Below are 25,105 nucleotides of genomic sequence, written 5' to 3'. Positions count from 1 at the left end.
AGATGTACCTCAATCATGTGTTGATTTAGAACTGAGCAACAAAAGTTAGGTTGCTTGTTTCACCGCCGTCTGTGTCAACGACACTGCCTTTAAGGTAGTAAGTGTCGTTGAAGAAGTATTTAGCTTCTACCGCTAAGTCTGAATCATATGAACCTAGACCAAGCGCAAAGTTGCGAGTGAAGTAGTAGTTTGCAAGCACGTTTGTTACGTTGTCGTCAAAACCATCAGTATCGATGCGGTTGTGCTCTACGTCGATTGTGAAGTAGCTGTCACCACCAACGTGCATGAAGTAACGTGCACTTAGGTTTAGGTAATCAAACTCGTCTTCAGTTTCAACTGTGAAACCGATGTAATCTGTAGAATTTAGTTCGTGATTGTACTCAGCTTTGAACCAAGTGGTATCACCGTTTTCAAACTCTTCTTGGCGAACGCTTAGCTTTAGGTTGTCATTGTAAAGGTAACCAAAACCGAAAGAGTAATGGTCGTCAACTTCGCCAAGATCTGAGATGCTAGCAGTTACAAACCATTCTTTAGTGATAAAGCCTTCACCATGTGCTGCGAAAGCATTCGAGAAGTCATCGTTAAAGTAACTTACGCCTACATTGCTGTCCGTATCAAGGTAGCCAAAGTCATCCCATACGCCTACTGATTCTTGAGGTGCGAAGAAATAGCGAGAAGAAAGCATCAGTGCGCGGTTGTCAGAGCCATCATAGTCATAATCTGTGTAACTAGCGGCGTTGAACCACTCTTTTTGTACGTTACCAGTGTTAGCCTGAGCTGCTGCTGAAACAAGTAGTGAAACAGCTGCGATAGATAGTAGTTTATTCATAGTCATCCCTTTAATTTCCATATATTGAGCTACATCGACTCAACGGCGCGCATGGTAGTATTAGAAATCTGAACGGAAGCTGACAATAATGAAAAAAGTTTGGATATTGGCAAAAAAGCTGAGACTTAATTATGCTTTTTATCTATAAGATAAATATAAAGGAAGTGAAAATGAAGAATTCATTCCATGGTATATCAATAGGCACTGAGCGCTTTGGAGATGATATTTATCTCACACTTAAGCCTACAGGTAAACTCACTCATGAAGATTATGTTGTTATTACACCAATAATCGAGAGTGCACTAAAAGCCGTAACAACGCCTAAAATCTATGCATTTCTTGATGCGACTGATTTTGAAGGCTGGGAACCAAGGGCCATGTGGGATGACTTCCGACTCGCCTTTGAGCATAGCACTGAATTTGCCAAAGTAGCAATATATGGCGGCAAAAATTGGCATCGACTTGCTGCAACAATAGGTAACTGGTTTGTTACTGGTAAAGTGAAATATTTTGATGATAAAGAAGATGCACTGAATTGGCTTAATGAGCGAGATTGATTAAAGTTGAATTAAATTCATGATTTATGCGTTGTGACTCAAGACGCTAGTCACGCGTCCAAAAAGTGGATTATTCAACCTATCATCAGTATAGTGAATTAACACCATTGGCTTTTGTCATAACGGCTTAGGAGCTTCAACTGTGAAAAAAATACTGATCACTGGTGCAAACCGCGGTATTGGACTTGCGTTAACTAAAACCTATCTGCAGGCTGGTTGGCACGTATTAGCAACTTGTCGAGACCCGCTTATTGCTTCAGAGCTGAATTCTCTCGCGCCAACTTTTCCTGAACTCCAAGTGTTTGCCTTAGATGTGACCAATTACGACCAGATGGAAGAATTAAGTGAGAAACTGGCTCCCGTAGCTATCGATATCGTTATCAACAATGCGGGTATTTATGGGCCGAAAGACTATGCATTTGGTGAAACAGATATAGAAGCGTGGCGAGAAGTGATGGAGGTTAATGTATTCTCCACCATGCGACTCGCAGAGCTATTTTACACCCATCTTTGTAACGGCAATGAAAAAATTTTTGCGGCCATTTCCTCTAAGGTAGGCAGTCACACCATGAATACCAAAGGCGGCGGCTATATCTATCGCAGCTCTAAGGCTGCATTAAATTCAGTGGTAAAAAGCTTATCAAATGATTTACTGGGTGAAGGGATCCGCACCGTCGCTATTCACCCAGGCTGGGTCCAAACGGAAATGGGTGGCCCTAACGCGTTAATTACCCCAGACGAGTCTGCAAATGGGATCTATTCCGTGTTATCACATTTTGTGGATGCACAAAGTGGAGGTTTTTATGATTACGGCGGCGATGCTATTCCATGGTAATAACAGCTAGCTAAGCTAACACCAGAAATAAAAGGTTTTGGCTAATCAATGAGACAGATGCGTTGAGTAGCGTCCACACAGTAGTAAAGGAATGTGCAAACAGTGGTAGAAGTTCAAAATTTGGTCTTTACGCGTCGTGATGGTGAAGTGAATCGAGCTGTATTAGATAAGCTTGGTCTCAGTATTGCTGCTAAGGAACAGGTCGCGATTGTTGGTGATAGCGGATCGGGTAAAACCACACTTATCCATCTGATTGGTGGTTTATTAAGGCCCGATAGCGGCAGTATTATTATTGATGGCCGGGATATTACTCAGTTTAATGATACCGAACAGGCGCTATATCGCCGCGAGTTAGGGATGATATTTCAACACTATCAATTGCTTGCACCTCTATCCGTCTACGACAATATTGTCTTTCAAGCACAGCTCAATCAATTGAACCCCAAACCAAACGATGTTAATGCGCTGGCAGAGCGCTTGGGGATTTTACATAAATTAACAGCCTTGCCTCAGCAATTGTCAGGTGGCGAGCAGCAGCGAGTTGGTATCGCACGTGCCATGATCAACAAGCCTAAGTTATTGCTGGCCGATGAGCCGACGGGAAACTTAGATGCTGCGAAAAGCGAAGAAGTGGTATCACTTCTGCGTGAGCTGTGCGAAGAGCAAGGCGTTAACTTGCTTATGGTTACGCACAGCCAACACCTTGCTGACAGCCTAGATAGAAAAATCACCATTCAAAATAACCGTGCTTATGGCTAAAACGATGGAACGGCTGAGCGCGTTATCAGAAATTAGGCTGGTACTCACGGTTTTTATCCAGTTCTACAAAAGGCATCTTTGGTTGTTTTTACTATTCGTTTTTGGCTTATCTTTGGGTAGTGCTTTGCTTGGCTCAATTCGAGGACTAAATCAAGAAGCAACAGATCGCTATCAGCAAACCAGCGCACTTATTAACAATCCAATTAGTCATTTTGTTCGGCCAAGCGTAGGTCGCGAGATGTTGACTGGCGATGTATGGACGGCGCTTCGAAACGCAGGAGTCGTATCTGCTGAGCCAGTTTTGGAAGGCGTGCTGACCCTGCCGAGCGGGAACAGGCTCCGCATCAAAGGGGTTAATACTTTGCAATGGCTGTCTGTGCCTAAAGCGCAATTACAGGGAGACAAGTCAGGCAACCAAACTGCATCATTACAATTTGGATTTAACACAATTTACGTATCTGACACGATGGCTCAACAGTTGTCGCTCAGAAGGCATGAAGTGATCAAGCTTCTTGATACGGATGTACACTTCATTGTTTTATCGGAACTGACTGGTGATACCGCATTAGCCGATATTGCATTAGTTGACCATTTACTGAATTCATTAGGTCGGATGAGTTATATAGAGATCTCAAATGCAGTATTGGATGAGGCAAAAGTTAGGCAGATTTTACGTGATGAAGCACAGTTGCAAAGTGCACAAGCTCAGTCATTCGACTCGTTGTCGAAGGCGTTTTTCTTCAACCTGCAAGCACTTGCATTCCTGGGCTACGTGGTTGGCGCTTTTTTAAGTTTTAACGCCATAAAGCTTTGTCTGCACGCGAGAAAAAAACTACATCAGCAACTCACACTACTCGGATGTGTTCAAGCAAATGTAGTCGCAGCGGTAGTCATTGAGGTGCTCGTCTTAAGCTTGATTGCCGCACTGGTGGGCGCAGGTGTGGCTTTCTTGGGGGCGAACTTATTGGTGAGCGAGATCTCTATGGCGTTAGAAAGCTTGTTCGCGTTAGATAGGCGTTTACCGGTTAATTTCAGTTGGTTAGTCGTGCTGCAAGCATTTGTGTTAAACCTTTTGGTACTCGCAAGTGTGGCATATTGCCAAGTAAAGCCTCTTACTTTTTATAAATCTTGGCAGAGTAAAATAGTGAGTGGAAGTCTACTGGCTGTGGCCGCTGGGTATTTTTATCTTGGTAGCGAAGCGCCATTTCATGCACTTGGGTTATGCGTTTGCCTTCTGTTACTCTCTTTTATGATAACACCAATGGTACTACGAGCCGCGTTTAAAGGTATTCCAACTCAACATCCACTAGTTAAATGGATGAAAGCAGACAGTGGCGAGCAGATCAGAGTTCTTGCAATCAGTGTTTATGCCGTATTGCTTGCGGTTGGCACTTCCGTAGGGTTACAAATTATGGTGAGCAGCTTTAGTTCAGCTTTGCAGATCCATTTAGATGGTCGCCTTAGCGCAGATCTATATGTGAGGCCTAGTGAAGTCTCTGATGTGCAATATCAATGGCTCTTAAGCCAACAGGATATTGAAAAGGTCGGTGTATTTTGGCGTGCAGAGATAAGTTATGGCCTGAGCTCACATCAACAAGGTACTCAATCAGCGAGCTTGATAAGCTTCGGTCGCTCTGGCGAACATCACTACAATCTGATGTTGCTTTCGGGATCGCCACCTAATAACAAGGTGCTTTACTATGATGCGAATAAGAACGTGAGTGGGTGCCTTGCTAATGAGCCAAGCAAATTATTGTATGGCGTAAAGTTGGGTCAGCGTATTCGGTTGCAGCAAGGCAAAAAGCATATTAACTGTGAGATAACGGGTTTTTATTACGATTATGGTGAACAGCGTGTGGTGTTCGTTGCCGTTAGTGACGCAATTGAAAACGCAGGGCTTAACTATGAAGAATATGGTTTTTCAATTGTTCTAAAGCCAGATATTGATACCGCTTTATTTAAGCAAAAGGTCATACAGCAATTCCATTTAAACGACTCTCAAGTGGTTCAAAATCAGCGCTTTAAACAATACGCTACGCGTTTGTTTGAACATACGTTTTACGCAACACACGCGTTAAATTTAATGATAGTTGCTATCGCGTTATTTGGGCTATGGGTATCATTACTGACTCTCGGCGCTAAGCAAATTCAACCATTGGCCATCTTAAAAACATTAGGCGTTACAACTTGGCAAGCGTTTGCCATTAAATTAGGGCAAAGCGGTGTTATTCTGCTGGTGAGTTTAGTGCAGGCGACGATACTTGGGGGAATGCTCGGGTGGATCTTGCTTAAATTTGTGATGCCAATTGGCTTCGGTTGGACGATCCCTTTTCTATTACCTTATCTTGAGATCGCAGTTTTTATCACCCTAATTTTTGGTTTAGCTTTGCTGGTTAGTGTACTACCTCTACTCAAACTGAGTCGTTACGATACTGCGGATCTGTTGTATGAAGACTAATTATTTTATCGTTTTATTACTGTTAATCGTAGGAGTCGGCTGCACACCGGAATCATCAGAAGCCCCTAATTCAAAAAATGATTTTTTCAATCTTGAATTAGGTGATCCCGTTTCTCCTTCATACCAATTACGTTTTCCACTTGATCATGGCAGTCATCCGGACCAAGGCATTGAATGGTGGTATGTTACTGCAAACTTAAAAAGTGCTTCAGGACAAGAGTTTGGTGTTCAATGGACGTTATTTAGAACCTCAGTTGTCAGCGGTCAATATGCCAGTCCATGGTGGGATGGTGAGTTATACTTTGCGCATTTTGCAATTCAAGATAATACAAGGCACCAAGCCTTCGAACGTTATGGCAGAGCAGGACAAGTAAAAATTCAAGCAGACCCATTTATCACGCAACTAGATAATTGGTATTTGCGCAGCGAGACGGAAACATTTTTTCCGTTAACGCTCCATGCTGAGGAAGAAAGCAGTCGTGTTAATTTAACACTGAGAGAAAGTCCGATAGTACTACATGGAAAGAATGGCTACAGTGAAAAAACGTCCGACGGCCATGCCTCCATGTACTATAGCTATCCTTTTTTAAGCGTTACGGGTGAGCTTAATTTTCAAGGTGAAACACATCAAGTCAGCGGTGACGCGTGGCTCGATAGAGAATGGTCTTCCTCGTTTATCAGTAAAGCACAACGCGGCTGGGACTGGTTTAGCATTCGGGGTCAAGACAGGTCGAATGGCGCACTAATGGTATTTTGCATTCGTGATAGCAAACAAGTCTACAAAGATTGTCGAGGCACTGAAATTACAGCTGAGGGTAGAGCGACAGAAATAGCGCATAAGGATATTCAATTAAGTGTTTTGGAGCAGGTTTCGGTAGATGGAGTAAGCTATCCATTTAAATGGCAACTACGGCTAAAGCACGGTCCTGTTATTCTGATCGAAAGTACCAATCGTGATGCGAGAAACCAGCTGACTATCCCGTATTGGGAAGGAAGAGTAAAAGTGTCCGGCGGCTATACCGGTGAAGGGTACGCTGAGCTAGTCGGATACGAATAGCCCGCATTGGCTATACCGATAGCTTGTACCTATATTGTCTTTAAATCTCCTAGTGAGATAGTACTAGCCCACAATAAACATGAATTTATCCTGAAATCTTGTTTTGACAGCGCTTTTTTCTGTCAAACTCAGTCCTAGAAAGCTAGACTCTAAGAATATCTTACTATCTGTGTTGCTATGTTAAATACGTTTTTTGTAACCGATCCCGCACCAGAGTTGCTACTCAACGGAACTTATGATGCTACGCTTGTGGCATTATCTGTGCTTGTGGCCGTTATTGCCTCATTTTTTACGCTTATCCAGATCGACTTTGCTGAGCAAAATCAAAATAGCCGTATAAATAGACTCGCAAAATTTGGCGGTGCTGTGGCCATGGCTGGTGGTATTTGGAGTATGCACTTCATTGGCATGTTAGCGTTCTCGCTCTGTGTTGAAGTGGATTACGATCCTTGGCTTACTGCGGCGTCTATCTTCCCTGCTTTCTTAGGCTGTTGGGTTTCGTTTGATTTGATAACACGACCAAATGTCACACTTGCAGTTAAGGGGCTTGCCGCTGTCATTTTGGGGGCCGGTATTGGCACCATGCACTATAGCGGTATGGAAGCCATGCAGCTTGGCCCTATGTTGGGCTATGACCCTACACTTTTTGGTTTATCAATTATTGTTGCAGTGTCACTCGCTTTCATTGCAATTCAAGCGAGAAGTAAGCTGCGCAATTATGTCAGCGATAACAATACGAGTATCGTCAGATGGTTAGGAGCTTTGGCGCTTGGTGCATCGGTATCGGGAATGCACTACACAGGTATGCAGGCGGCAAAATTTGTATCTGACTCACCAATAATCAGCCAAGAAATGCAAGATCAGCACACACAGTCACTCGCATTGTTTATTGCTGCTGTCAGTATGATCATTAGCGCTTTATCTGCGCTTATTCATACCGCGAGCAAGTACCGTTCGGTGGCTGCAGACAAAGCCGCTAATGAATCTAGGCTTGCGGCGATCCTAGAAACGGCCGTTGACGGGATCATCACTATCAATAGTCACGGTATCATTAAGAGCTGTAACCCGTTAGTTGAACGAATTTTAGGATGGTCTGAGCGAGAAACGCTTGGTCGCAATGTTGCGGTGTTTTTACCTAAAGAAGCGCAAACGAAAGTATCATTCGACAGTACTTACCTTGAGCAATTTAAAGGGGTTGGTCGTGAAATCAAGGCGCGACACAAGCAAGGGCATTTGGTGCCTATCCGATTGGGGATAGGAGAGGTTGAGCTAAAAGACCAAAGTGCGTTTTATGTGGGTTTTATCACTGACCTAACAGCCCAAAAGCAAATGGAAAAAGCGCTGATTGAGCAGGAAACGCGTTATCGAACACTATTAAATAACATGCCAGGCGTGGCGTTTCGCTGCCGGATTGATAGCGAATGGACAATGTCGTTCGTAAGTCCCATTGTCGAGCAGCTTACAGGCTATCGAGCAGAGGAGTTTATTTCTGGGCAAGTTCATTTTGCCAGCTTGATTATTGAAGACGATAAAAGCTTAACGCACGATGTGGTTGAACAAGCACTGCAATGCGGCAAAGCGAGTTACTCGCAGGAATATCGAATATTACACAAGTCAGGCCATACCAAGTGGGTGCTTGATAAAGGTTCATTTGAATACGATCAAGCGGGTAAAGTTGAGGGCATTGCGGGCGTATTACTTGATATTAGTGAGCGCAAGAACATGGAAGACGAACTACGTGCCGCGAAAAGCATCGCTGAAAGCGCAGCGGCTTCCAAGCAAGCGTTTTTGGCGAACATGAGTCATGAAATTCGCACGCCGATGAACGCCATTTTAGGATTCAGTGAAGTATTGAGAGAGTCTGAACTGAAGCCTGATCAAAGTAAGCATGTAAATACGATACTTACCAGTGCAAAGGCGCTGTTGCATTTACTTAATGATATTTTAGACTCTGCTAAGCTGGACCAAGGCAAGCTCGACCTGATTGAAAATGATTTCTGTATTTCTGAGCTACTCGACAACGTGGTATCGACGTTTTGGTATCAAGCAAAGAAAAAGGGCTTAAAACTAGAGCTCACGATGAGTCACAGTTTGCATCAAACTTATCATGGTGCTTCAGACCGCTTACGGCAGGTATTGGTTAATTTATTGGGTAATGCCATTAAGTTTACTGCACAGGGCAGTGTAGAGCTTTGTGTTGAATCCTCTCATGACGATTATGTACTGTTTAAAATTGCAGACACAGGTATAGGGATTGCCAACGATAGACTAGATTCTATTTTCAACCCCTTTGAGCAGGCCGACGAGAGCATGAGTCGCCGCTTTGGTGGCACAGGCCTTGGGACGACCATTAGTCGCCAGCTAGTCGAGTTAATGGGTGGAAAAATATGGGCTCACAGTGAGATTGGAAAAGGGTCTACTTTCTACTTTACAGTGCCTCTTAAGAAAATAGCGGCATTCACAATAGCGCAAGATGTTCATGTTGAACTTCCCCCGTTAAATATATTGGTTGCTGATGATATTCAACAAAATACCGAATTGTTGAGCTTATTACTTGAAAAGCAAGGTCATAGTATAGAGGTCGCAGGAGATGGGCTTGAGGCCATCGAAAAAGCAAAAGCGCAACAATACGACCTTATTCTAATGGATATTCATATGCCGGGTTGTGATGGACTTGAGGCGACGCGCGCTATCAAAGCATATGAACGAGAAAATAGGCAACAAGAGACACCGGTAATAGCACTCACCGCGAGTGTGTTGGGCGAGGATAGAGCCGCTGCAAAAGCTGCTGGTATGGCTGCATTTGCCTCAAAACCGGTGGTGATAGAAGATTTAACTCGCACCATTGCTGAGACGCTCAATATCAATATTGCTCATACGGCGATTAGAGTAAGGCAAACCACCAACAAACAGCTTATAAATAGAGCTAGAGCAATAAATTTGTGGGGCAGTGAGGCTCGGTTTTTAAAAGAGTTGGCGCGTTTTTGGGAAGGTAAAAGAGAAGAAGTGATAGCGCTCTTTGCGCACGAAGGTCAGTTTACGAATGATGTACTACAGAGTATTCATACTATCAAAGGCGTTGCCGGAAACTTGGCTTTGGAGACGCTATTTGGTTTGCTTGAGCAAATAGAGCGCAAAAAGGAAATTGACGAGCGCTTGAGAGCCAAAATGGCGCTCATTATTGAAAAGTTAGACGACGTGGTTGGTCTGAGTGATGAAGAAGTCGTGACCAACGCGTTGAGTGAGGGCGACGTTTTTTTGTTTAAGCAAAACTTGCCACAAGTAAAAGAGATGATAGATGAGGCACAAGTCGAGGATGATGTGCTTGACGCTTTGCTAGAGAGTGCCCCCCTCACTTACCGAAGCCAGGTAGAGGCGTTGAAACATGCATTGGATGATTTTGAATTTGAACGTGCGGAGGAAATTCTCGCACAATTAATGAGTACTGATGTGTAATGATAAATGACCACAAGCCTCTGATCCTAGCTGTTGACGATGAAGCGACAAATTTGCAAATTCTAAAGCAAACGCTGGGCAATCAATATCGTATGAAGTTTGCAAAGTCAGGAAAATTGGCGTTGGAGTTAGTTGATAAGGAACTACCTAACTTAATTTTACTCGATGTTATGATGCCGGAAATGACAGGCTTTGAAGTCTGCTCTAAATTAAAAGAAGACCCTACCACGGCGAGGATCCCAGTGATTTTTGTGACCGCCTTAAGTGAAGAGTTTGACGAAGCTCGAGGTTTTGAGTTAGGTGGTGTTGATTACATTACAAAGCCTATCAGCCCTGCAATAACTAGAGCTCGAGTGAAGACGCACTTGTCTTTAGTCAGTGCCACTGAGCTTAAAAGTGCATACGTTGAACTGATGCAACGGCTCGGTCAGGCGGCGGAATACAAAGACAATGAAACAGGCCAACATATTGCAAGAATGAGCCGCTACTGCTTTGTGCTTGCTAAAGCTTGTGGTTTACCGGAAGCGTATGCGGAAGATTTGATGCTCGCCGCCCCGATGCACGATATTGGCAAGGTCGGAATTGCCGACAGCATTTTACTGAAACCCGGACGTTTAGATGCCGAAGAGTATGAGGTGATGAAACAACATGCTGAGCTGGGTGCAAGTATACTCGCGGACTCTGATTCAAAACTCGTCAAGCTTGCATATTTAATGGCAATGGAGCACCACGAGAAATTTGATGGAAGCGGTTATCCAAAGGGATTAAAAGGGGAAGAAATCTCACTTGAAGGACGGATCTGTGCACTTGCAGACGTGTTTGATGCACTTACTTCAAAGCGCCCATACAAAGAGGCTTGGCCTATTGAAAAGGCATTGGCCTTCATTCATTCTGAAAGCGGTACGCACTTTGACCCAAAATTAGTTGAATTGCTCGATGAAAACCTGCCTGAAATCCTAAAAATTAAAGCGCAGTATGACTAAGGGTAGTTTATCTTTGTTGGTTAATTGAGATAGCTTGGTTGATACTTTTGAGCTTAGAAAGAGGGAAGTGGTGGGGCATTTTTAGGCGGCTTATATTGTAAAGCATTTGCTATGTAAATAATTTGTATCTATATTGGGTTTTAACCATGGAACTATCAGCAAGGATACGATTGTGAATTCAGTTTCAATTATGGCAATAAGTCTTACCGCCATGTTAGCTTCACTACCTAGCATCGCCAGTTCAACAAATTTCATGGAGCTTGGATTTGGTCGGGTAGCATTCGATAGCGTCAGTGAGATAGAGCCTAAAGGCTTTGTCATTACAGCAAATATAGAGTTTGGCGGGCTTTACCTAGAAGGTTCTTCTGCTCTTATGGCTGATGACGTCGCGGTTACCGGATTAGTTTATGGTGCAGAAGAAGACGTTTTAGCCACTTTAGATTTCGATGTTGACTCTAGAACTTATACCCTATTGGCCGGTAAACAGTTTGATTTGAATGATCATAGCCTTATTGATATTTATGGCGGCTATTCTAGGCATAGATTAGAGATAGCTTATTCAGGCTTGGTCAATACGACGCACTATGATGGTTACACCAATAAAGAGCTTATATTATTTCTTGATCAAGGGGCAAATGAGTCAAGTGATCATTATCATTTAGAAGCTGCTTATGACTATACACATGTAGACCTTAATTTTAGGGTAGGTGTTGGCTTTGAGCGGATCCAGGATGATGTAAGTGAGAATAATTTAGTGTATCTGGCTGAGGTTGGATATCGTTTTACCAATAATATTTCCGCAAACGTGAGCTATAGAAATGCTGAGGTCTACAATACTCTCAGTCTGAATTTGAGGTATAGTTTCTGACGACAATGCTCTTGTCATGCCGTTAATCTTATTGTGAACGGTATGGCATCCACTTCCAAAGCGCCTAGCTAATTTTCTTCCGCTTGGTTTACGACACTGAGTTGAACTCGAGCAAGTTAACGCATTGATTAATAGTAACAAACTTTGTTACAAAATCATTTTGTATTTATTTTGGGTTCTGATTGTATTTATATGTAATTGCCGTAGTATGCGCCACGAATTAAATACGAGAATGATGGAGTGGATCGTGAATTCAATTTTAAAGCAAGTGGCATTAGCATCAGCATTATTTGCATCAACAGCCAGCCTAGCAAACTCAACAAACTTCGTTGAACTAGGTTATGGAAAAATCACGCTTGATGGCGTTGATGAATTCAAGCCTACGGGTATCGCAGTTACGGTAAACAAGGCATTTGACGGCTTTTATCTTCAAGGTACTTATGCTGCATTAAGTGATGACTTTAAAGGTACTTTAATCGAAAGCGATTATTACGCAAATATAGAAACAACGGTTGAAGTTGAGACAGATTTAAACTATCTTACCCTTTTAGTTGGTCATCAGTTTGATGTAACAGATGTTGGCTTTGTCGATGTATATGGTGGCTATTCTAGATACAAATTAGAACTGGATTATTCAGGCATCGCAGATATTGCTTATAACGATGGCTACAGTTATCAAGAAAGCTTCTCTGATAAAGAGAGTGACACGAGCGATCATTACCATATTGAAGCAGCCTACGAGCATTCATTCGGAGCTCTGAGTGCACGTGTTGGTCTTGGTCTTGAACGTATTCAAGATGATGAAAGCGAAACTAACTTTGTATACTTAGCCAAGCTTAGTTACCAATTTACCGACAGCATCTCAGCTAATGTTAGCTACAGAAATGCAGACGAATACGATAACTTTGGTGTAAACTTAAGATATAGCTTTTAAGCTAGCGGGATACAGTCGCTAACCGGCGGCTGTAACTACTCCCCCTTGATGTTAGCTTTGCCTGACATTCGACAAGTGTTTTAAAGTGTCAGATGAACGAAAAACGTTATTTTCAATTTCCCATTCGTAGAATGTAAACGTGAATTTTCCAACGTTAGTTAACCCATACTTCTCATAAAATAGGTTTGCTTGATTCTCGACCCATGTATAGAGCCAAAAACGAGGACCGAGCTTTATAGAAGCATAGTTCATTAGCTGAGAGCCTACACCTTTCCCCTGAAAATGTCTTAACACATATAGTTTTTCAATTTCGTAACCATAATTTTCGTTATTATAATCTGAGTTGTGATTGGTCAAAATGAAACCTAAAAGGTGGCCGTTTTGCTCAGAAACGCAAATACTAAATTCAGGATTTTCAATGCGCTCTAAAAAGTAAGCCGATGAAAAAGTTTCCAGTGCGAATTGAGCATACTCATGGCGGATCCCTTTTTGCGCATAGGTATCAAGCCAAACTTGAATAGATATCGCGGCAAGTGTCACTGCATCAGAAGGAGCAGCCGGACGAATGGTGGCGTTAAGCATTACGTCACCCTATCCATTATTTGTGCATATTGGTAATACGCGAGTTGGCCTACTCTTCTTAATTGTGGCATTGGAAACTTGGGTAGTGGCTTAGTATAGATGGGTAAATCAGGGACTTTAAGACCCATTAATTTTTCAGCAAGGCGAATACTTGCCTGAGCACTAAACGCTACACCTGAGCCGCAATATCCAAGTACATACCCGGTATTGTTTTCGCTGTAGATATGGGGAAGATCATCAAGCGCGGCGGCAATATAACCACTCCAAAAGTAATCAACTTTAACATCGAGTTTAGGAAAGCAATCGTTAAGTGCTGAGCGCAAGTTGTATTGATATTTTGCATTGTCCTGATCATGGCCAAACACCGCACCTCGCCCACCAAACAAAATACGGTTGTCAGGAAGGCGACGATAGTAGTATTTAAGCCGTCTGGTATCCATGACGACTTGCTCTGTGATTAAGCCATTGGCAGCGAGTTGCTCATCGCTGAGTGGTTCAGTCACGATAATACTACTTAAAATAGGCAGGTAACGGCCTTGAGTTAACGGCGAAAATTGTCGCTGAGAATAGGCATTCGCTGCGATCACTACCTTATTTGTTGAGACTTTGTGGCCATTCACTTCGAGCTGGTGGTTGCCACTTTGATTCTGATGGTGGGTGGCCAGACTGTTTTCATAAAGTTGCACACCGGCTTGCTGAGCTAATGCCTTGTAACCTAGCAACAGCTTCAAAGGGTGAATACCAAACGCGTTGTCAAATCGCAATGCACCAAACCCTTGCTGGTTGTGCATATAGGTTTCGGTTAGTTGTTGCTGAGACAGTAACTGATGGCTCTTGCTACCCATGGTTGCAGTGAGAAATTCGGACTGTGCTTTTAGTAACGAAAATGCTTGCTGGTTGTGTGCAACTTTCAAATACCCGGATGCCTGCACATTACAATCAATGTGATTGGTGTCGATATGTTCTCGCACTAAAGCAACGGCGTTGTTGTACTCTTGATATATGGCTTTACTGACATCCAAGCCATACTTTGTGGCCAGTTGTGCATAACCAAGCCGTCCTGTACTTGGTAGCACAAACCCCGCATTTCTCGCGCTCGCGCCAAAGCCAACTTGATTTGCTTCAAATAGGGCAACGCTTTGATGATGAGTGGTTGCCAAATGGTAGGCGGTAAGTAAGCCCGTAAAGCCACCACCGATCACTGCGATATCTACTTGTAATGGTTTATCTAGCGAAGGAGTGGGCGTACCTAAAGGGCAGGTTGCAGCCCAGTAGCTGTTGGCAAAAGCTTGGCCTTGGCAATGTGGCTGAGTGAGTGGGTCAAACCCTGACATCTTAAAACTCCAATACCATTTCTGCTGCTTGGCAGTGACATTCAGTACCACAGATAGTACAAACATAGCCGTGATAGATACAGTCATCTAGCCACTTATCATCATGGATTTTAATCAGTTTGCCACCGGCTTTGGTGAAGTATTTAACGGCACCGTTACCTGGGCTTTGTTTCCAAAGATGAGCAACGCCGGCTCGTGCGCCTTGTTGTTTTAATGCTGTTATTGCATGTTTTAGTAATTGGGGTCCAATACCTTGGCCCTGTGCGTTCGGCGATACCGCGATACATTTAAAATATGCCATATTATTTTGATCAACAGGCCACAAAGACGGTGAGCTCCACTTATCTATAGGCCATTGTCCGGCACTATATGATGTTCTAAAGCCGAGCAACTCATCTTCATCGTTTAGGGCAACAAAGGAAGCATTTATACCGTCTTTACAGCCTTTTTGGCGCATTTGTTCAATGCCCGCGTTATCAAGATAATTATCACCATGAACGAGATTACCAAGTGCGATAACGCGCTCGAAATGTTCTGGTTGTAAAGGAATAATTTTCATAGGCTCTCTGTTGTTGTTATTTACTGTGAGGCATTTTGACTAGCATACCACGTTGGATTATGTACCAAAAACGCTAAGGTTCATCGGTTTTTGTGAACGTTATTATATGTGTTGTAAGAATAAAAAAGTGAACAAAATTTGACAGCGATGTCATTTTGTTAATAATTGTTGAATTGGTGGGTTCCACTATTAACAACAACATGTAAAGGAAGAGTATGAACAGTCTAAAATTAGCGACCGCAGTTTCGCTTGCCATAACTGCAAGTCAAGTGATGGCCATGAGTCCGCAACCCGATCCACAAAACCCCAATGGTTATATTGTTTCTCGAATAGAATTGAATAATGCCCAGAGCGCGAAGACCAACAACCCTATGTATGCGATTTGGTCTAAAGCACTGGAAACAAGAGATAATGCGGTTGTAGAGGCAATTGCGCCGGGGCTTGCCAGTAATCCAGATAATGTAAAAAGAGCTGAGCGGGTATTTGGTCAAACCCAGTGGCAATTTCTTACGCAAATGGCGGCGCCTGAATACACCTACACTCGTTTTTTGCGTGCTATTGGCAAGTTTCCCGCATTTTGTGGCGACTATACAGATGGCCGAGACGCCGACGCAATCTGTAAACGCTCAATCGTGACTGCATTTGCGCATTTTGCCCAAGAAACGGGGGGGCATATTGCCAAAGACAACACTTCTGATAACCCTCTCGGGTTAGAAGAGTGGCAACAAGCATTGGTTCATGTGCGTGAAATGGGTTGGTCAGAAGGGCAAGCTGGTTATACCACAGGGTGTGGACAAAATGACTGGCAAAACCGCCGCTGGCCATGTGGAGCGGGGCAAGGGTATTTTGGCCGAGGCGCTAAGCAGCTTTCATATCACTTCAACTATGGCGCATTTAGTGAAGTTATGTTTAATGGTGATGCAACAGTGCTACTAAATAACCCAGGTCTAGTAGCCGATTCTTGGCTAAATTTAGCGTCTGCAATTTGGTTTTTCTTAACGCCGCAAGCACCAAAACCTGCAATGTTACACGTTATTGATAGAACTTGGACACCATCATTGCGTGAAAGTGAGGCGGGGATTGGTTATGGCTTTGGTACCACGATTAATATTATTAATGGTGGTATTGAATGCGGCGCGCAAAATAAAGACAAAGGTCAGCCCGTTAACCGCATTCGTTATTGGGAAGGACTCTCGCATTATTACAACATCACCATTGAAGCTGATGAAGAAAATACCTGTTGGCAGCAAACACCATACGGTAGCTTAAACCTCGACGGCGCTACTGATGTCCTTTACACCAACTGGGAAGGTGATTGGGCTTATTATGCAGACCGCCCAGGAGGTTATTCATTTGAGTGTAAACTCGTGGGGTATCAAACAGCTTATTCAGCGCTTGTGCCAGGAGACTACGAAAAATGTGTGACAAATTTTTATCAATCACACGCAAGTTGGCCTGAAGTACGAGTTGTCGATGATTTACCAACCAACCCGACTGAACCGCCTGTTGACGGTGTACTCGCTTGGGATGCCGACAAGGTTTACTTAAAAGGTGATAGAGCGAGCTACAATGGTGTGATCTACGAAGCCAAGTGGTGGACCAAAGGAAATATCCCAACTGCCGATGGCTCGGGTCCTTGGTTAGCGGTTAACTAAATAACCTGAGCTTCGGATAATTAATGCTTTTCTAGCAGCCAGTTTTAGCGCTAACTGCGTTGAATTCACTTCCAATAGCAAGCTATTGGTGCGTAAATTCGCCTAATTACCCCTAAAACTCTCTGGCTAGACAAGGAAATAATTTAATATTATTTTAAAAACAATGAGTTAGTTCATTTCTTATCCAAACCTCAGGTTAAATAAGCTAATAGCTGTGGGGCTGGTTATGTTAGTCCCACAACTTTTAAGATTCTATGGCAAAGATCATAAACTCTAATTGATGCCCTATGGTATGCGCGCTAAAATAGTGTTTTAGCAATAATCGAGACCATATCGTGTCTGTAACTCGCTCGTTAGTCCAAACTCTGTCTGAGTGCATTGAACATGTGCTAGATACTTCTCTTCATGCCGATAAAGCATTAACTCAATTACTACAGAACAACCCTCAGTGGAACCTTGATGAAAGGCAGTATGTGGTGAGCAATTATTACCATATCTTCCGCTTTAAACGGTTACTGGCTTACCTACTTGAGCATGAAGAAATGCCGCTAGATGGCTTTGGCTACTGGTTAACTTGCCAAGTTGTTACAGCGCAGCCGCTTCCTGAGTGGGTGGATACTGAGCGTTATAATTTGGAAAAGCTACAAAGCTTAATTGAGCAGGCGCCTCAAGCCGTTCGTTTATCTTTACCTGATTGGTTAAACGAGGTTGCAAATGAGCAACTCGGTGAGCAGTGGCCAGCGGTTGCATCCGCGCTAAATCAAAGTGCTCAACAATATTTGCGAGTAAATAGCCTAAAAAGCGATATTGCGACTGTGACAGAGTCCTTAGCAAAAGAAGGGATCAAGGTTTCACACGTTGCGCTTGATTCTCATGTCGCGCTAAAAGTTGAGTCCAATAGCCATCTGTTCCGCTCTCAAGCATTTCAGTCTGGTTGGTTTGAAATGCAAGACGCAGGTTCTCAGCAAATCGTGCCTTTTTTAGAAATACAGCCTGGTCATAAAGTGGTTGATGCCTGTGCAGGCGCTGGTGGCAAGAGTTTGCATATAGCGGCGCTGATGGAGAATAAAGGTCGCTTGTTGTCTATGGACATCCATGAACATAAGCTCGAAACGCTGAAACAACGAGCGAAACGTGCAGGTGTGCATGTTGCTGAAACGCGCGTTATTCAAAACAATAAAACCATTAAACGCCAAAAAGAGAAGTTTGATCGCGTGCTATTGGATGTGCCGTGCTCAGGCCTTGGTGTATTAAAGCGTAATCCAGATACAAAGTGGCACTTGAATTCGCAAAATTTAGACACACTTATTGCTTTGCAAACCGATATTCTAGCGCGTTACAGTCAAATGTGTAAGGTGGGTGGCAAACTGGTGTATGCAACATGCTCAATTCTCCCTTCTGAAAATGAGCAGCAGGTTGAACGCTTTTTGGCAAATAACCCCAATTGGCGGTTAGAAGACTCACTACGTTTACTTCCAGGAGTAAATTCAGAGTTTGACGGTTTTTACGCCGCACGATTAGTAAAAAATAGTTAGGAAACAAGATGAACCCAATCATTGCATTACTTAAAGAGCACAATATTTCGGATGAACAGATCCAAGCGGTATTTACCCAGTTGACTGAAAATCCAATGATGGCGATGGCTACTATTCAGCAACTAGGTATTCCACCCGAAAAGCTTCAACAGTTGATGGGTTTGGTAATGCAAAATCCTGCATTGATCAAAGAAGCAGTTAACGAATTAGGTCTTGATTTTGAAAAGGTTGAGGCTGCAAAAGCACAGTTAAAGCAGTAGTATTAACGGCTAGACAAGCTCAGCCTTGTCTAGCTAAATAATTCACATGCAGATCAAATCTTGTGAGTAAAACCACCGTATACCCCAAATAAAAATCCGAGAATACCAGAAAATAGTGTCGAGCCTATTGCATAGGCAAGGACTGCCTTACCCCAATTTTTCCACTTTACCAGCTCATGTTCCGCCATTTTATAGTTAAGTATTATGCTGTACAAACCAGAAAATAAGAGCGAAAAAATTGCGTAAAGCTGCTCGCCGAAGATACCAAGCATTAGTGGAATTGAGAATATCAGTATGCTTAGGGTAAGAATGAGTAGGTGCCCTATAGCGTACTCCAGTACTGTGTAGGGCGCAGAACGATAAACTAGCTTAGAGGCTAATCCTAGTAAGAATGCCAGAATAAAGACGCGATAAATGTGCGTTGCTTCATATAGTGCGATTTCAGATTGCCATTTGAGCTGATCTTTCGATTCCAAAAGTTGACTGCTGGATATGAAGCTGATTTCAAGTAGATGCGAGGCAAGCACGATCACGGTGAGTAGAATAAAACTAAACTTGAAGGGATTACCAAAACGGCTTCTCTGTCCATTCAAATATCCAAGAATGGTCTTAAAGGGTCGAAGTAATAATCCTAAAAGCAATTTAAAAAAGGGGGACTCGAGTTCAAGCAGTGCGCTTTGAAGCAAAATGCCTAAGTGTTTAAAGGTCAGTCTTGAGGCTTTTTTCTGTCCGCAGCCTGAGCAGTACTCGCCAACAAGCTGAGTGTGGCAGTTCAAACAGCGCGATTGATTGTCAAAATTTGAGTGATCCATAGGTGTATTTATTATGTTTTTATTATCGACGAATGCTACCTTTTTTTGTCTCTAATAATCAAACAAAATAGGTGTTAATGCCCACTTTTCCAATACGCCGTCTGAACTTATCGTTGTGAGCACATTGCTATCGGAGATGTGTACATCATAAACGGTGCTGCCCAAATTCAGTTGTGCAACTGGCCAACTGACAATCTCTTTTCCAGACGCTAATTCCCATAGCGAAATATACTCCTTGGAAGAGGTTGTTAGTAGAAATTCGTCGCCAGCTACGAATTGCGCGCTACGAAAAAACTTGAAGCGCTGAGGGTAGGATAGGGACAACATAGGCTCACCTGTACGAGTATCAATGAATTTTTGGTCTTGCAGGGCGTCTGAAACGAACAGCCAGTTTTCATTTTGTGATAATGCCAAACTGGTAATACGATGAGGCAGCTCATAATCCACGGTGATTTTTTTACTCTGTAACTCAAGTCTTTTAGCGTGACCATCTAAAGAGGCCGAGTAGAGCGAGGTCAAGTTACGATTAAAAATCAAATGTGTAATGCTGCTTTCATGAAGTTTTATTCTGGTGATGGTTTGCTCATCTAAACTTAAAAGCAGTACGCCGCCGTCATTGTAGCCAAGGGCGATAAACTGCTCGTCACTGGACCACAGGGCCTTGGTAACGCGAATGAACGAGTCAAATTCAGGTAATGGATAACTGACAACTTCGTTTGAGTGCAATTGCCAGATGTTAAGTTGGGTGTCCGAAATACTCAAAATACTTCGCTTGCTCGGCGCTATTAAAGCGTCACGAAAAGTAAGTTGGTATTTACTTCCTTCGATTTGTTTAATGAGCTGTTGGCTTTGGTTATCCCATACTTGTAGTAAATGATCGTCAATGAGTAGTAAGGTTAACGCCGCGTCACTTGAAAGTTGGGCGAGACTAACCGGCAACTGAGTCAATTGTATTTGCTCTGTTGGCTCTAGAGTTTGCCTTTTGCTACATCCGGTGAGGATAAGCAAAGTGACTATCATTGCGTAAAAAGCGAGTTTCATTCTATACCTTAAGTCTTAGCCTTTCCCTCTTTCTCAAAGAAAGTTAAACACATCCTAATGACAGTACCAAAAATGGCTTGTGCTGTATTTATATATCGGCGTAAGGTAAAGCTCCATTAATATTAACCTTGGAGTATGGAGTGAAAGGGTTTCTTGGCTTAGTGTTACTTGCCGCAATTTGGGGTGGCTCATTTTTATTTATGAAAGTGGCTGCCGGTGTCCTTGGTCCTGCTGTACTCATTGAATTTCGAGTCTTATTTGGTGCGTTAACGCTCGCCGCGGTTGCTTTAGTATTAAAGCGTAATTTACATTTTTGGCAGTACAAAAAGCACTTTTTAATCCTCGGACTGTTTAACTCAGCGTTACCTTTTATGTTATTCGCTTATGCTGTGCAAACGCTTGACGCTTCCATGCTCTCAATTTTAAATTCAACCGCACCATTTTGGGGTGTGTTAATCAGTGTGTTTTGGCTAAAAGTGCCGACTCAAAAGTCGGTGTGGCTAGGATGTGGATTTGGGATTGCAGGTGTTATCACGCTAGTTGGGTTGGATAGCACCGTATTGGACGAAGGTGCATGGTTACCTATTATTGCAACCCTGTGTGCGACTCTGAGCTATGCGGTGGCCTCTCATTACACCAAAACTGCACCAAAAATAAGCGCATTCAATCATGCTCATGGTAACTTATGGGGCTCTGCGCTATTGGTATTGCCTTTTATTTGGTTTATGCCAATGAGAGAAACGCCTGACTCTACAGTGATAAGTGCGGTAGTTGGACTTGGCATATTATGTACGGGCTTTGCCTATATTCTCTATTTTAAGTTAGTCGAAGATCTCGGCGCTGCGTCTGCTTTATCCGTTACCTTTTTAATTCCTGTGTTTGGGATTTTATGGGGACATCTCTTTTTGCAAGAGCAAATCGGTGCTAACACAATCCTTGGCAGTATTTTAGTCTTGCTTGGAGTCAGCCTAGTAACTGGGCTACAAGAAAAGATATTCCCGCCAAAAGCGATGAATGAGCTGTAGGTGAGAGGTGCTGGTCCCTTAACGAAGGGCGGTCAAAAAAGCGTTTCTCAGAAACGATAAAAGGGCCTAAAAGGCCCTTTGGTGAAGTATCGTTCAAGTTAGTGTGGTCACTTTAACCCCTTAAAGCAACCAACCAATTGTTTTGCAACTGCGGCTTATCTCAATAAGTTTCTAAGCTAGCGAGAGGAAGAAACCTGCAATTGCTGCACTCATGAGGTTAGCCATAGACCCTGCTAACACTGCTCTGAGCCCTAGGCGAGCGATATCCTTTCTACGACTTGGGGCCATACCACCAAGTCCGCCTAGTAAGATGGCAATCGACGATAAGTTAGCAAATCCACATAAAGCAAATGTGACAATCGCTTGAGTGTGCGTGCTCAACGTATCGCGATAATTCATATAATCTAGGTAGGCAACAAACTCGTTAACTACCAATTTTTGGCCGATAAAACTACCTGCCGTCACGGCTTCCGACCAAGGTACCCCAAGTAGCCAAGCGACAGGGGCAAAGACGTAGCCTAAAATTTCTTGTAGCGTCAGTGTTGGGTAATCAAAAATTCCACCAATACTGCCTAGTAAACCGTTTAGTAGCGCAATTAGTGCCACAAACGCAAGTAGCATCGCACCGACGTTCAGTGCCAAGTGCATACCGCTTGATGCACCAGAAGCTGCCGCATCAATTACGTTTACTGGTTTATCATCACCGCTATCTACATCAGATAGGTTTTCATGTGGTGTCTCGGTTTCTGGCACAATCATTTTTGCCATTAAGAAACCACCCGGTGCTGCCATAAAGCTCGCGGCAATGAGGTATTTAAGCTCAACACCAATCGCAACATAGCCCGCCATAACGGAACCTGCCACCGTCGCCAAACCGCCCACCATAACTGCAAACAACTCTGATTGCGTCATTTTTGGAATAAACGGTTTTACGATCAAGGGCGCTTCAGTTTGGCCGACAAAAATATTTGCCGTAGCTGAAAGCGACTCTGGTCGTGACGTTTGTAGTAGCTTTTGCAAGCCACCACCCAAAATTTTGATTATCCAGTTCATAATACCAAGGTGATACAACACAGCAACGAGCGCTGAGAAGAACACGATCACTGGTAACACCTGAATAGCAAAGATAAACCCTAGCGAATCTTGTTTGGCCAATGGTCCGAACAAGAAACCGATACCGTCATTAGCATAGCTAATCACTTTGGCAACCGCGCTAGACATTGAAGCTAATACATTTTTACCCGCTTCAATAAAGAGTACAAAGCCACCAATAAGGACTTGCAATAAAAATGCAACGCCTACGGTACGCTTATTAATAGCACTGCGATTTGTCGAACACGCAAATGCTACGCCTAGGAGCATCATCATGCCCACTAAGCTCATAATTGTTGTCATGCCAATTTCCCGTTATTCTTGTAGCAAATATTTTATTTTACTTTTAATAATATCAATCGCAACGCGATTCATACCGCCACGGGTCACAACCAAGTCGGCATTATGCTTGGATGGCTCGATAAACTGATAAAACATCGGTCTTACCGTCGCCTGATATTGTTCTACCACAGATGACAGACTTCTTCCTCTGTGCTCTATATCTCTTTGCATGCGACGCAGCAAACAAATATCCAAAGGTGTATCAATGAACACCTTGATATCAAACTCTTCACTTAATGCAGGATCGCTTAGTAGTAATATCCCCTCGACGATTAGTATCTTAGCAGGGTTTACTATTCGGGTTTTATCACTACGTGTATGCTGTCCGTAATCGTAGGTAGGAACCTCTACGGATTCACCTAGGCGAAGCTTAGTTAAATGCTCGCGTAACAACTCGTGTTCAAACGCATCAGGATGATCATAGTTCGTTTGAGTACGATGCTCTATAGGTAAATACGATTGATCTTTATAATAGGCGTCCTCTTCGATTACCGCGATAGTGCCTGAGGCAAGCTCATTCACTAGTTCGTTGTAGATCGTTTGACTAAAAAGAGACTTACCAGACGCAGATGCGCCAGCTATAGCTATAATAGTTCGTGTCACTAAAGTTCACACCCAGCAGTTGTTTATGTTGGAAGATCACAATAGCAAAAAAGACACGATTAATCTCTTTTGCCTCGCTTAATGAGCAAATTTAACGGGTTTGGTGGACTCGAAACAGGACTTATGTCCGCTTGAGGGCGACAGAGCTAAATTAGCAAGATCGCAGATTTTCGTGAATTTTGTGACTATTTTATGACAGCGGACTTATGTCCTGTACGATTTTTTTAACCAAACATAAAGTAACCAACGCTTAAGGTAACCATGTATTTAAGAATAAATAATAGCCTAAGCGGTATAGAGAGGTATCTATGGCAAGAGCAATCATTTTAATGGCGGATAGCCTAGGCATTGGCGCAGCACCGGACGCAGAAAAGTTTGGTGACGTAGGCGCTAATACTCTCGCTCATTTACTACAGGCATATAAAGAAGAAAAAGGACAAGCGTTAGACTTACCTAATCTTTCTAAGCTAGGTCTGATCGCAGCATGTGAAGCTGCAGGTAAAGAAACCTGCGTCGTGGCGCAAACCATTGAGCCAAGTGCTGCTTGGGGATATGCAAAAGAATTATCGAGTGGTAAAGACACGCCGTCTGGCCACTGGGAAATGGCAGGGGTGCCAGTATTGTTTGAGTGGGGTTACTTCCCAAATACTAACCCGTGTTTCCCACAAGAATTTATAGATGAATTGTGCAAACGTGCAGACATCCCAGGCATTTTGGGTAACTGTTACGCATCGGGCACAACGATTTTAGAACAGCTGGGCGAAGAACACGTGCAAAGCGGTAAGCCGATTTGTTACACCTCAGTTGATAGCGTCTTTCAAATAGCCGCTCATGAGCAATCGTTTGGACTTGACAAGCTTTATCAAGTATGTGAAATCGCACGGGCACTGCTTGATGAAATGAATATAGGACGAGTGATTGCGCGGCCATTTATAGGCACTTCAAGTGCCGACTTTATTCGTACCGGTAACCGCCGAGACTATTCGGTATTACCGCCTTCGCCGACTGTGCTAGATAAGCTAGCCAATGACGGTGGCGAAGTAATTAGTATTGGTAAAATTGCAGATATCTATGCGCATCAAGGGATCACGCAAAAGCACAAAGCGCCGGGTCTTTTGAATCTGCTAGCGAAGACAAGCGAAGTGATGGACACAGCGCCAGACCATAGTCTTATCTTCACCAACTTGGTCGACTTCGACGAAAAGTTTGGTCACCGCAGAAATGCAGTGGGATATGCAGAAGCACTTGCTGAGTTTGACGCATTTTTACCGGAAATTATTGCCAAACTAAAAGCTGATGACTTGCTTTTAGTGACTGCCGACCATGGTTGTGACCCAACCGCAGAAGGCACAGATCATACTCGAGAGTACGTGCCTGTATTGGCATATACACCGGGTATGAACAATACTCCGTTAGGAGAAAGACAAAGTTTTGCTGACATAGGTCAAACGCTTGCCCAGTGGTTTGATTTAGATGCAACGCAGTACGGTGAAGGCTTTAAGGCCGAGATAAAAGCCTAACTAAAGGAA

General features: G+C 43.3%; 22 protein-coding genes. 14 read left to right on the top strand and 8 right to left on the bottom strand.

What is annotated here, in order from left to right:
- Positions 1-25 precede the first annotated feature (25 nt).
- Positions 26-829, bottom strand: a complete 804-nt coding sequence (locus tag JJQ94_RS03500; protein ID WP_099031523.1) for a putative porin — start codon at positions 827-829, stop codon at positions 26-28.
- A gap of 170 nt (positions 830-999) precedes the next feature.
- Here JJQ94_RS03500 and JJQ94_RS03495 point away from each other — a divergent pair, with 170 nt between their 5' ends.
- The 9 genes from JJQ94_RS03495 to JJQ94_RS03455 all read left to right on the top strand — a co-directional run bounded on the left by JJQ94_RS03495 (position 1,000) and on the right by JJQ94_RS03455 (position 12,736).
- Positions 1,000-1,386: an STAS/SEC14 domain-containing protein gene (locus JJQ94_RS03495; RefSeq protein WP_099031524.1), complete on the top strand. Its 387-nt coding sequence runs from the start codon at positions 1,000-1,002 to the stop codon at positions 1,384-1,386.
- Between the two features lie 142 nt (positions 1,387-1,528).
- A complete protein-coding gene (locus JJQ94_RS03490) occupies positions 1,529-2,221 on the top strand; it encodes an SDR family oxidoreductase (RefSeq protein WP_099031525.1) in 693 nt (230 codons plus the stop codon).
- Positions 2,222-2,323: 102 nt separating this feature from the next.
- Positions 2,324-2,980, top strand: a complete 657-nt coding sequence (locus tag JJQ94_RS03485) for an ABC transporter ATP-binding protein (protein WP_099031562.1) — start codon at positions 2,324-2,326, stop codon at positions 2,978-2,980.
- A gap of 4 nt (positions 2,981-2,984) precedes the next feature.
- Positions 2,985-5,438, top strand: coding sequence for an ABC transporter permease (locus JJQ94_RS03480; RefSeq protein WP_236596432.1), 2,454 nt, complete (start codon positions 2,985-2,987; stop codon positions 5,436-5,438).
- A complete protein-coding gene (locus JJQ94_RS03475) occupies positions 5,428-6,495 on the top strand; it encodes a lipocalin-like domain-containing protein (RefSeq protein ID WP_099031527.1) in 1,068 nt (355 codons plus the stop codon). The genes JJQ94_RS03480 and JJQ94_RS03475 overlap by 11 nt, the downstream gene beginning before the upstream one ends.
- 177 nt (positions 6,496-6,672) lie before the next feature.
- Positions 6,673-9,951, top strand: coding sequence for an MHYT domain-containing protein (locus JJQ94_RS03470; protein WP_099031528.1), 3,279 nt, complete (start codon positions 6,673-6,675; stop codon positions 9,949-9,951).
- Positions 9,951-10,934 carry an HD domain-containing phosphohydrolase gene (locus JJQ94_RS03465; protein ID WP_099031529.1) on the top strand — a complete coding sequence of 328 codons (984 nt, stop codon included), beginning with the start codon at positions 9,951-9,953 and terminating at the stop codon, positions 10,932-10,934. The genes JJQ94_RS03470 and JJQ94_RS03465 overlap by 1 nt, the downstream gene beginning before the upstream one ends.
- A gap of 172 nt (positions 10,935-11,106) precedes the next feature.
- Positions 11,107-11,802 (top strand): hypothetical protein, encoded by a 696-nt coding sequence (locus JJQ94_RS03460; RefSeq protein ID WP_236596431.1) that lies wholly within the window; start codon positions 11,107-11,109, stop codon positions 11,800-11,802.
- Between the two features lie 247 nt (positions 11,803-12,049).
- Positions 12,050-12,736, top strand: coding sequence for an outer membrane beta-barrel protein (locus JJQ94_RS03455; protein ID WP_099031531.1), 687 nt, complete (start codon positions 12,050-12,052; stop codon positions 12,734-12,736).
- A 51-nt stretch (positions 12,737-12,787) separates the two neighbouring features.
- On the opposite strand, the gene JJQ94_RS03450 is transcribed toward JJQ94_RS03455, so the two are convergent.
- The 3 genes from JJQ94_RS03450 to JJQ94_RS03440 are packed head-to-tail and all read right to left on the bottom strand — an operon-like array spanning position 12,788 to position 15,211.
- Entirely contained in the window at positions 12,788-13,318 is a 531-nt protein-coding gene (locus JJQ94_RS03450; protein ID WP_099031532.1) for a GNAT family N-acetyltransferase, read from the bottom strand.
- Positions 13,318-14,652 carry an NAD(P)/FAD-dependent oxidoreductase gene (locus JJQ94_RS03445; protein WP_099031533.1) on the bottom strand — a complete coding sequence of 445 codons (1,335 nt, stop codon included), beginning with the start codon at positions 14,650-14,652 and terminating at the stop codon, positions 13,318-13,320. Before JJQ94_RS03445 ends, JJQ94_RS03450 begins: the two co-directional genes overlap by 1 nt.
- A 1-nt stretch (position 14,653) precedes the next feature.
- Positions 14,654-15,211: a GNAT family N-acetyltransferase gene (locus JJQ94_RS03440; protein ID WP_099031534.1), complete on the bottom strand. Its 558-nt coding sequence runs from the start codon at positions 15,209-15,211 to the stop codon at positions 14,654-14,656.
- A gap of 215 nt (positions 15,212-15,426) precedes the next feature.
- Between JJQ94_RS03440 and JJQ94_RS03435 the strand changes: the two genes are divergently transcribed.
- The 3 genes from JJQ94_RS03435 (at position 15,427) to JJQ94_RS03425 (ending at position 18,661) form a co-directional block, all read left to right on the top strand.
- Complete coding sequence (locus tag JJQ94_RS03435) at positions 15,427-16,866, top strand: chitinase (RefSeq protein WP_099031535.1); 1,440 nt, start codon at positions 15,427-15,429, stop codon at positions 16,864-16,866.
- Positions 16,867-17,201: 335 nt separating this feature from the next.
- Positions 17,202-18,401: an RsmB/NOP family class I SAM-dependent RNA methyltransferase gene (locus tag JJQ94_RS03430; RefSeq protein ID WP_236596430.1), complete on the top strand. Its 1,200-nt coding sequence runs from the start codon at positions 17,202-17,204 to the stop codon at positions 18,399-18,401.
- An 8-nt stretch (positions 18,402-18,409) separates the two neighbouring features.
- Positions 18,410-18,661, top strand: coding sequence for a DUF2999 family protein (locus JJQ94_RS03425; RefSeq protein WP_010369956.1), 252 nt, complete (start codon positions 18,410-18,412; stop codon positions 18,659-18,661).
- Between the two features lie 53 nt (positions 18,662-18,714).
- On the opposite strand, the gene JJQ94_RS03420 is transcribed toward JJQ94_RS03425, so the two are convergent.
- A complete protein-coding gene (locus JJQ94_RS03420) occupies positions 18,715-19,137 on the bottom strand; it encodes a hypothetical protein (protein ID WP_236596483.1) in 423 nt (140 codons plus the stop codon).
- 387 nt (positions 19,138-19,524) lie between these two features.
- On the bottom strand, positions 19,525-20,514 hold the full coding sequence (locus JJQ94_RS03415; protein WP_099031536.1) for a WD40 repeat domain-containing protein: 990 nt from the start codon (positions 20,512-20,514) through the stop codon (positions 19,525-19,527).
- A gap of 140 nt (positions 20,515-20,654) precedes the next feature.
- On the opposite strand from JJQ94_RS03415, the gene JJQ94_RS03410 reads away from it, so the two are divergent.
- Positions 20,655-21,539 (top strand): DMT family transporter, encoded by an 885-nt coding sequence (locus JJQ94_RS03410; protein ID WP_099031537.1) that lies wholly within the window; start codon positions 20,655-20,657, stop codon positions 21,537-21,539.
- A gap of 171 nt (positions 21,540-21,710) precedes the next feature.
- On the opposite strand, the gene JJQ94_RS03405 is transcribed toward JJQ94_RS03410, so the two are convergent.
- Both JJQ94_RS03405 and udk read right to left on the bottom strand, forming a co-directional pair.
- Positions 21,711-22,934 carry a NupC/NupG family nucleoside CNT transporter gene (locus tag JJQ94_RS03405; RefSeq protein WP_099031538.1) on the bottom strand — a complete coding sequence of 408 codons (1,224 nt, stop codon included), beginning with the start codon at positions 22,932-22,934 and terminating at the stop codon, positions 21,711-21,713.
- Positions 22,935-22,946: 12 nt separating this feature from the next.
- Positions 22,947-23,576 (bottom strand): uridine kinase, encoded by a 630-nt coding sequence (gene udk / locus JJQ94_RS03400; protein WP_099031539.1) that lies wholly within the window; start codon positions 23,574-23,576, stop codon positions 22,947-22,949.
- Between the two features lie 308 nt (positions 23,577-23,884).
- Between udk and JJQ94_RS03395 the strand changes: the two genes are divergently transcribed.
- Positions 23,885-25,096 (top strand): phosphopentomutase, encoded by a 1,212-nt coding sequence (locus JJQ94_RS03395; protein ID WP_099031540.1) that lies wholly within the window; start codon positions 23,885-23,887, stop codon positions 25,094-25,096.
- Positions 25,097-25,105: the final 9 nt, after the last annotated feature.

Source organism: Pseudoalteromonas sp. GCY, assembly GCF_016695175.1.
Classification (GTDB): Bacteria; Pseudomonadota; Gammaproteobacteria; order Enterobacterales; family Alteromonadaceae; genus Pseudoalteromonas.
The sequence above is the reverse complement of the archived record's forward strand: the minus strand, read 5'-3'. Positions and strand labels throughout refer to the sequence as shown.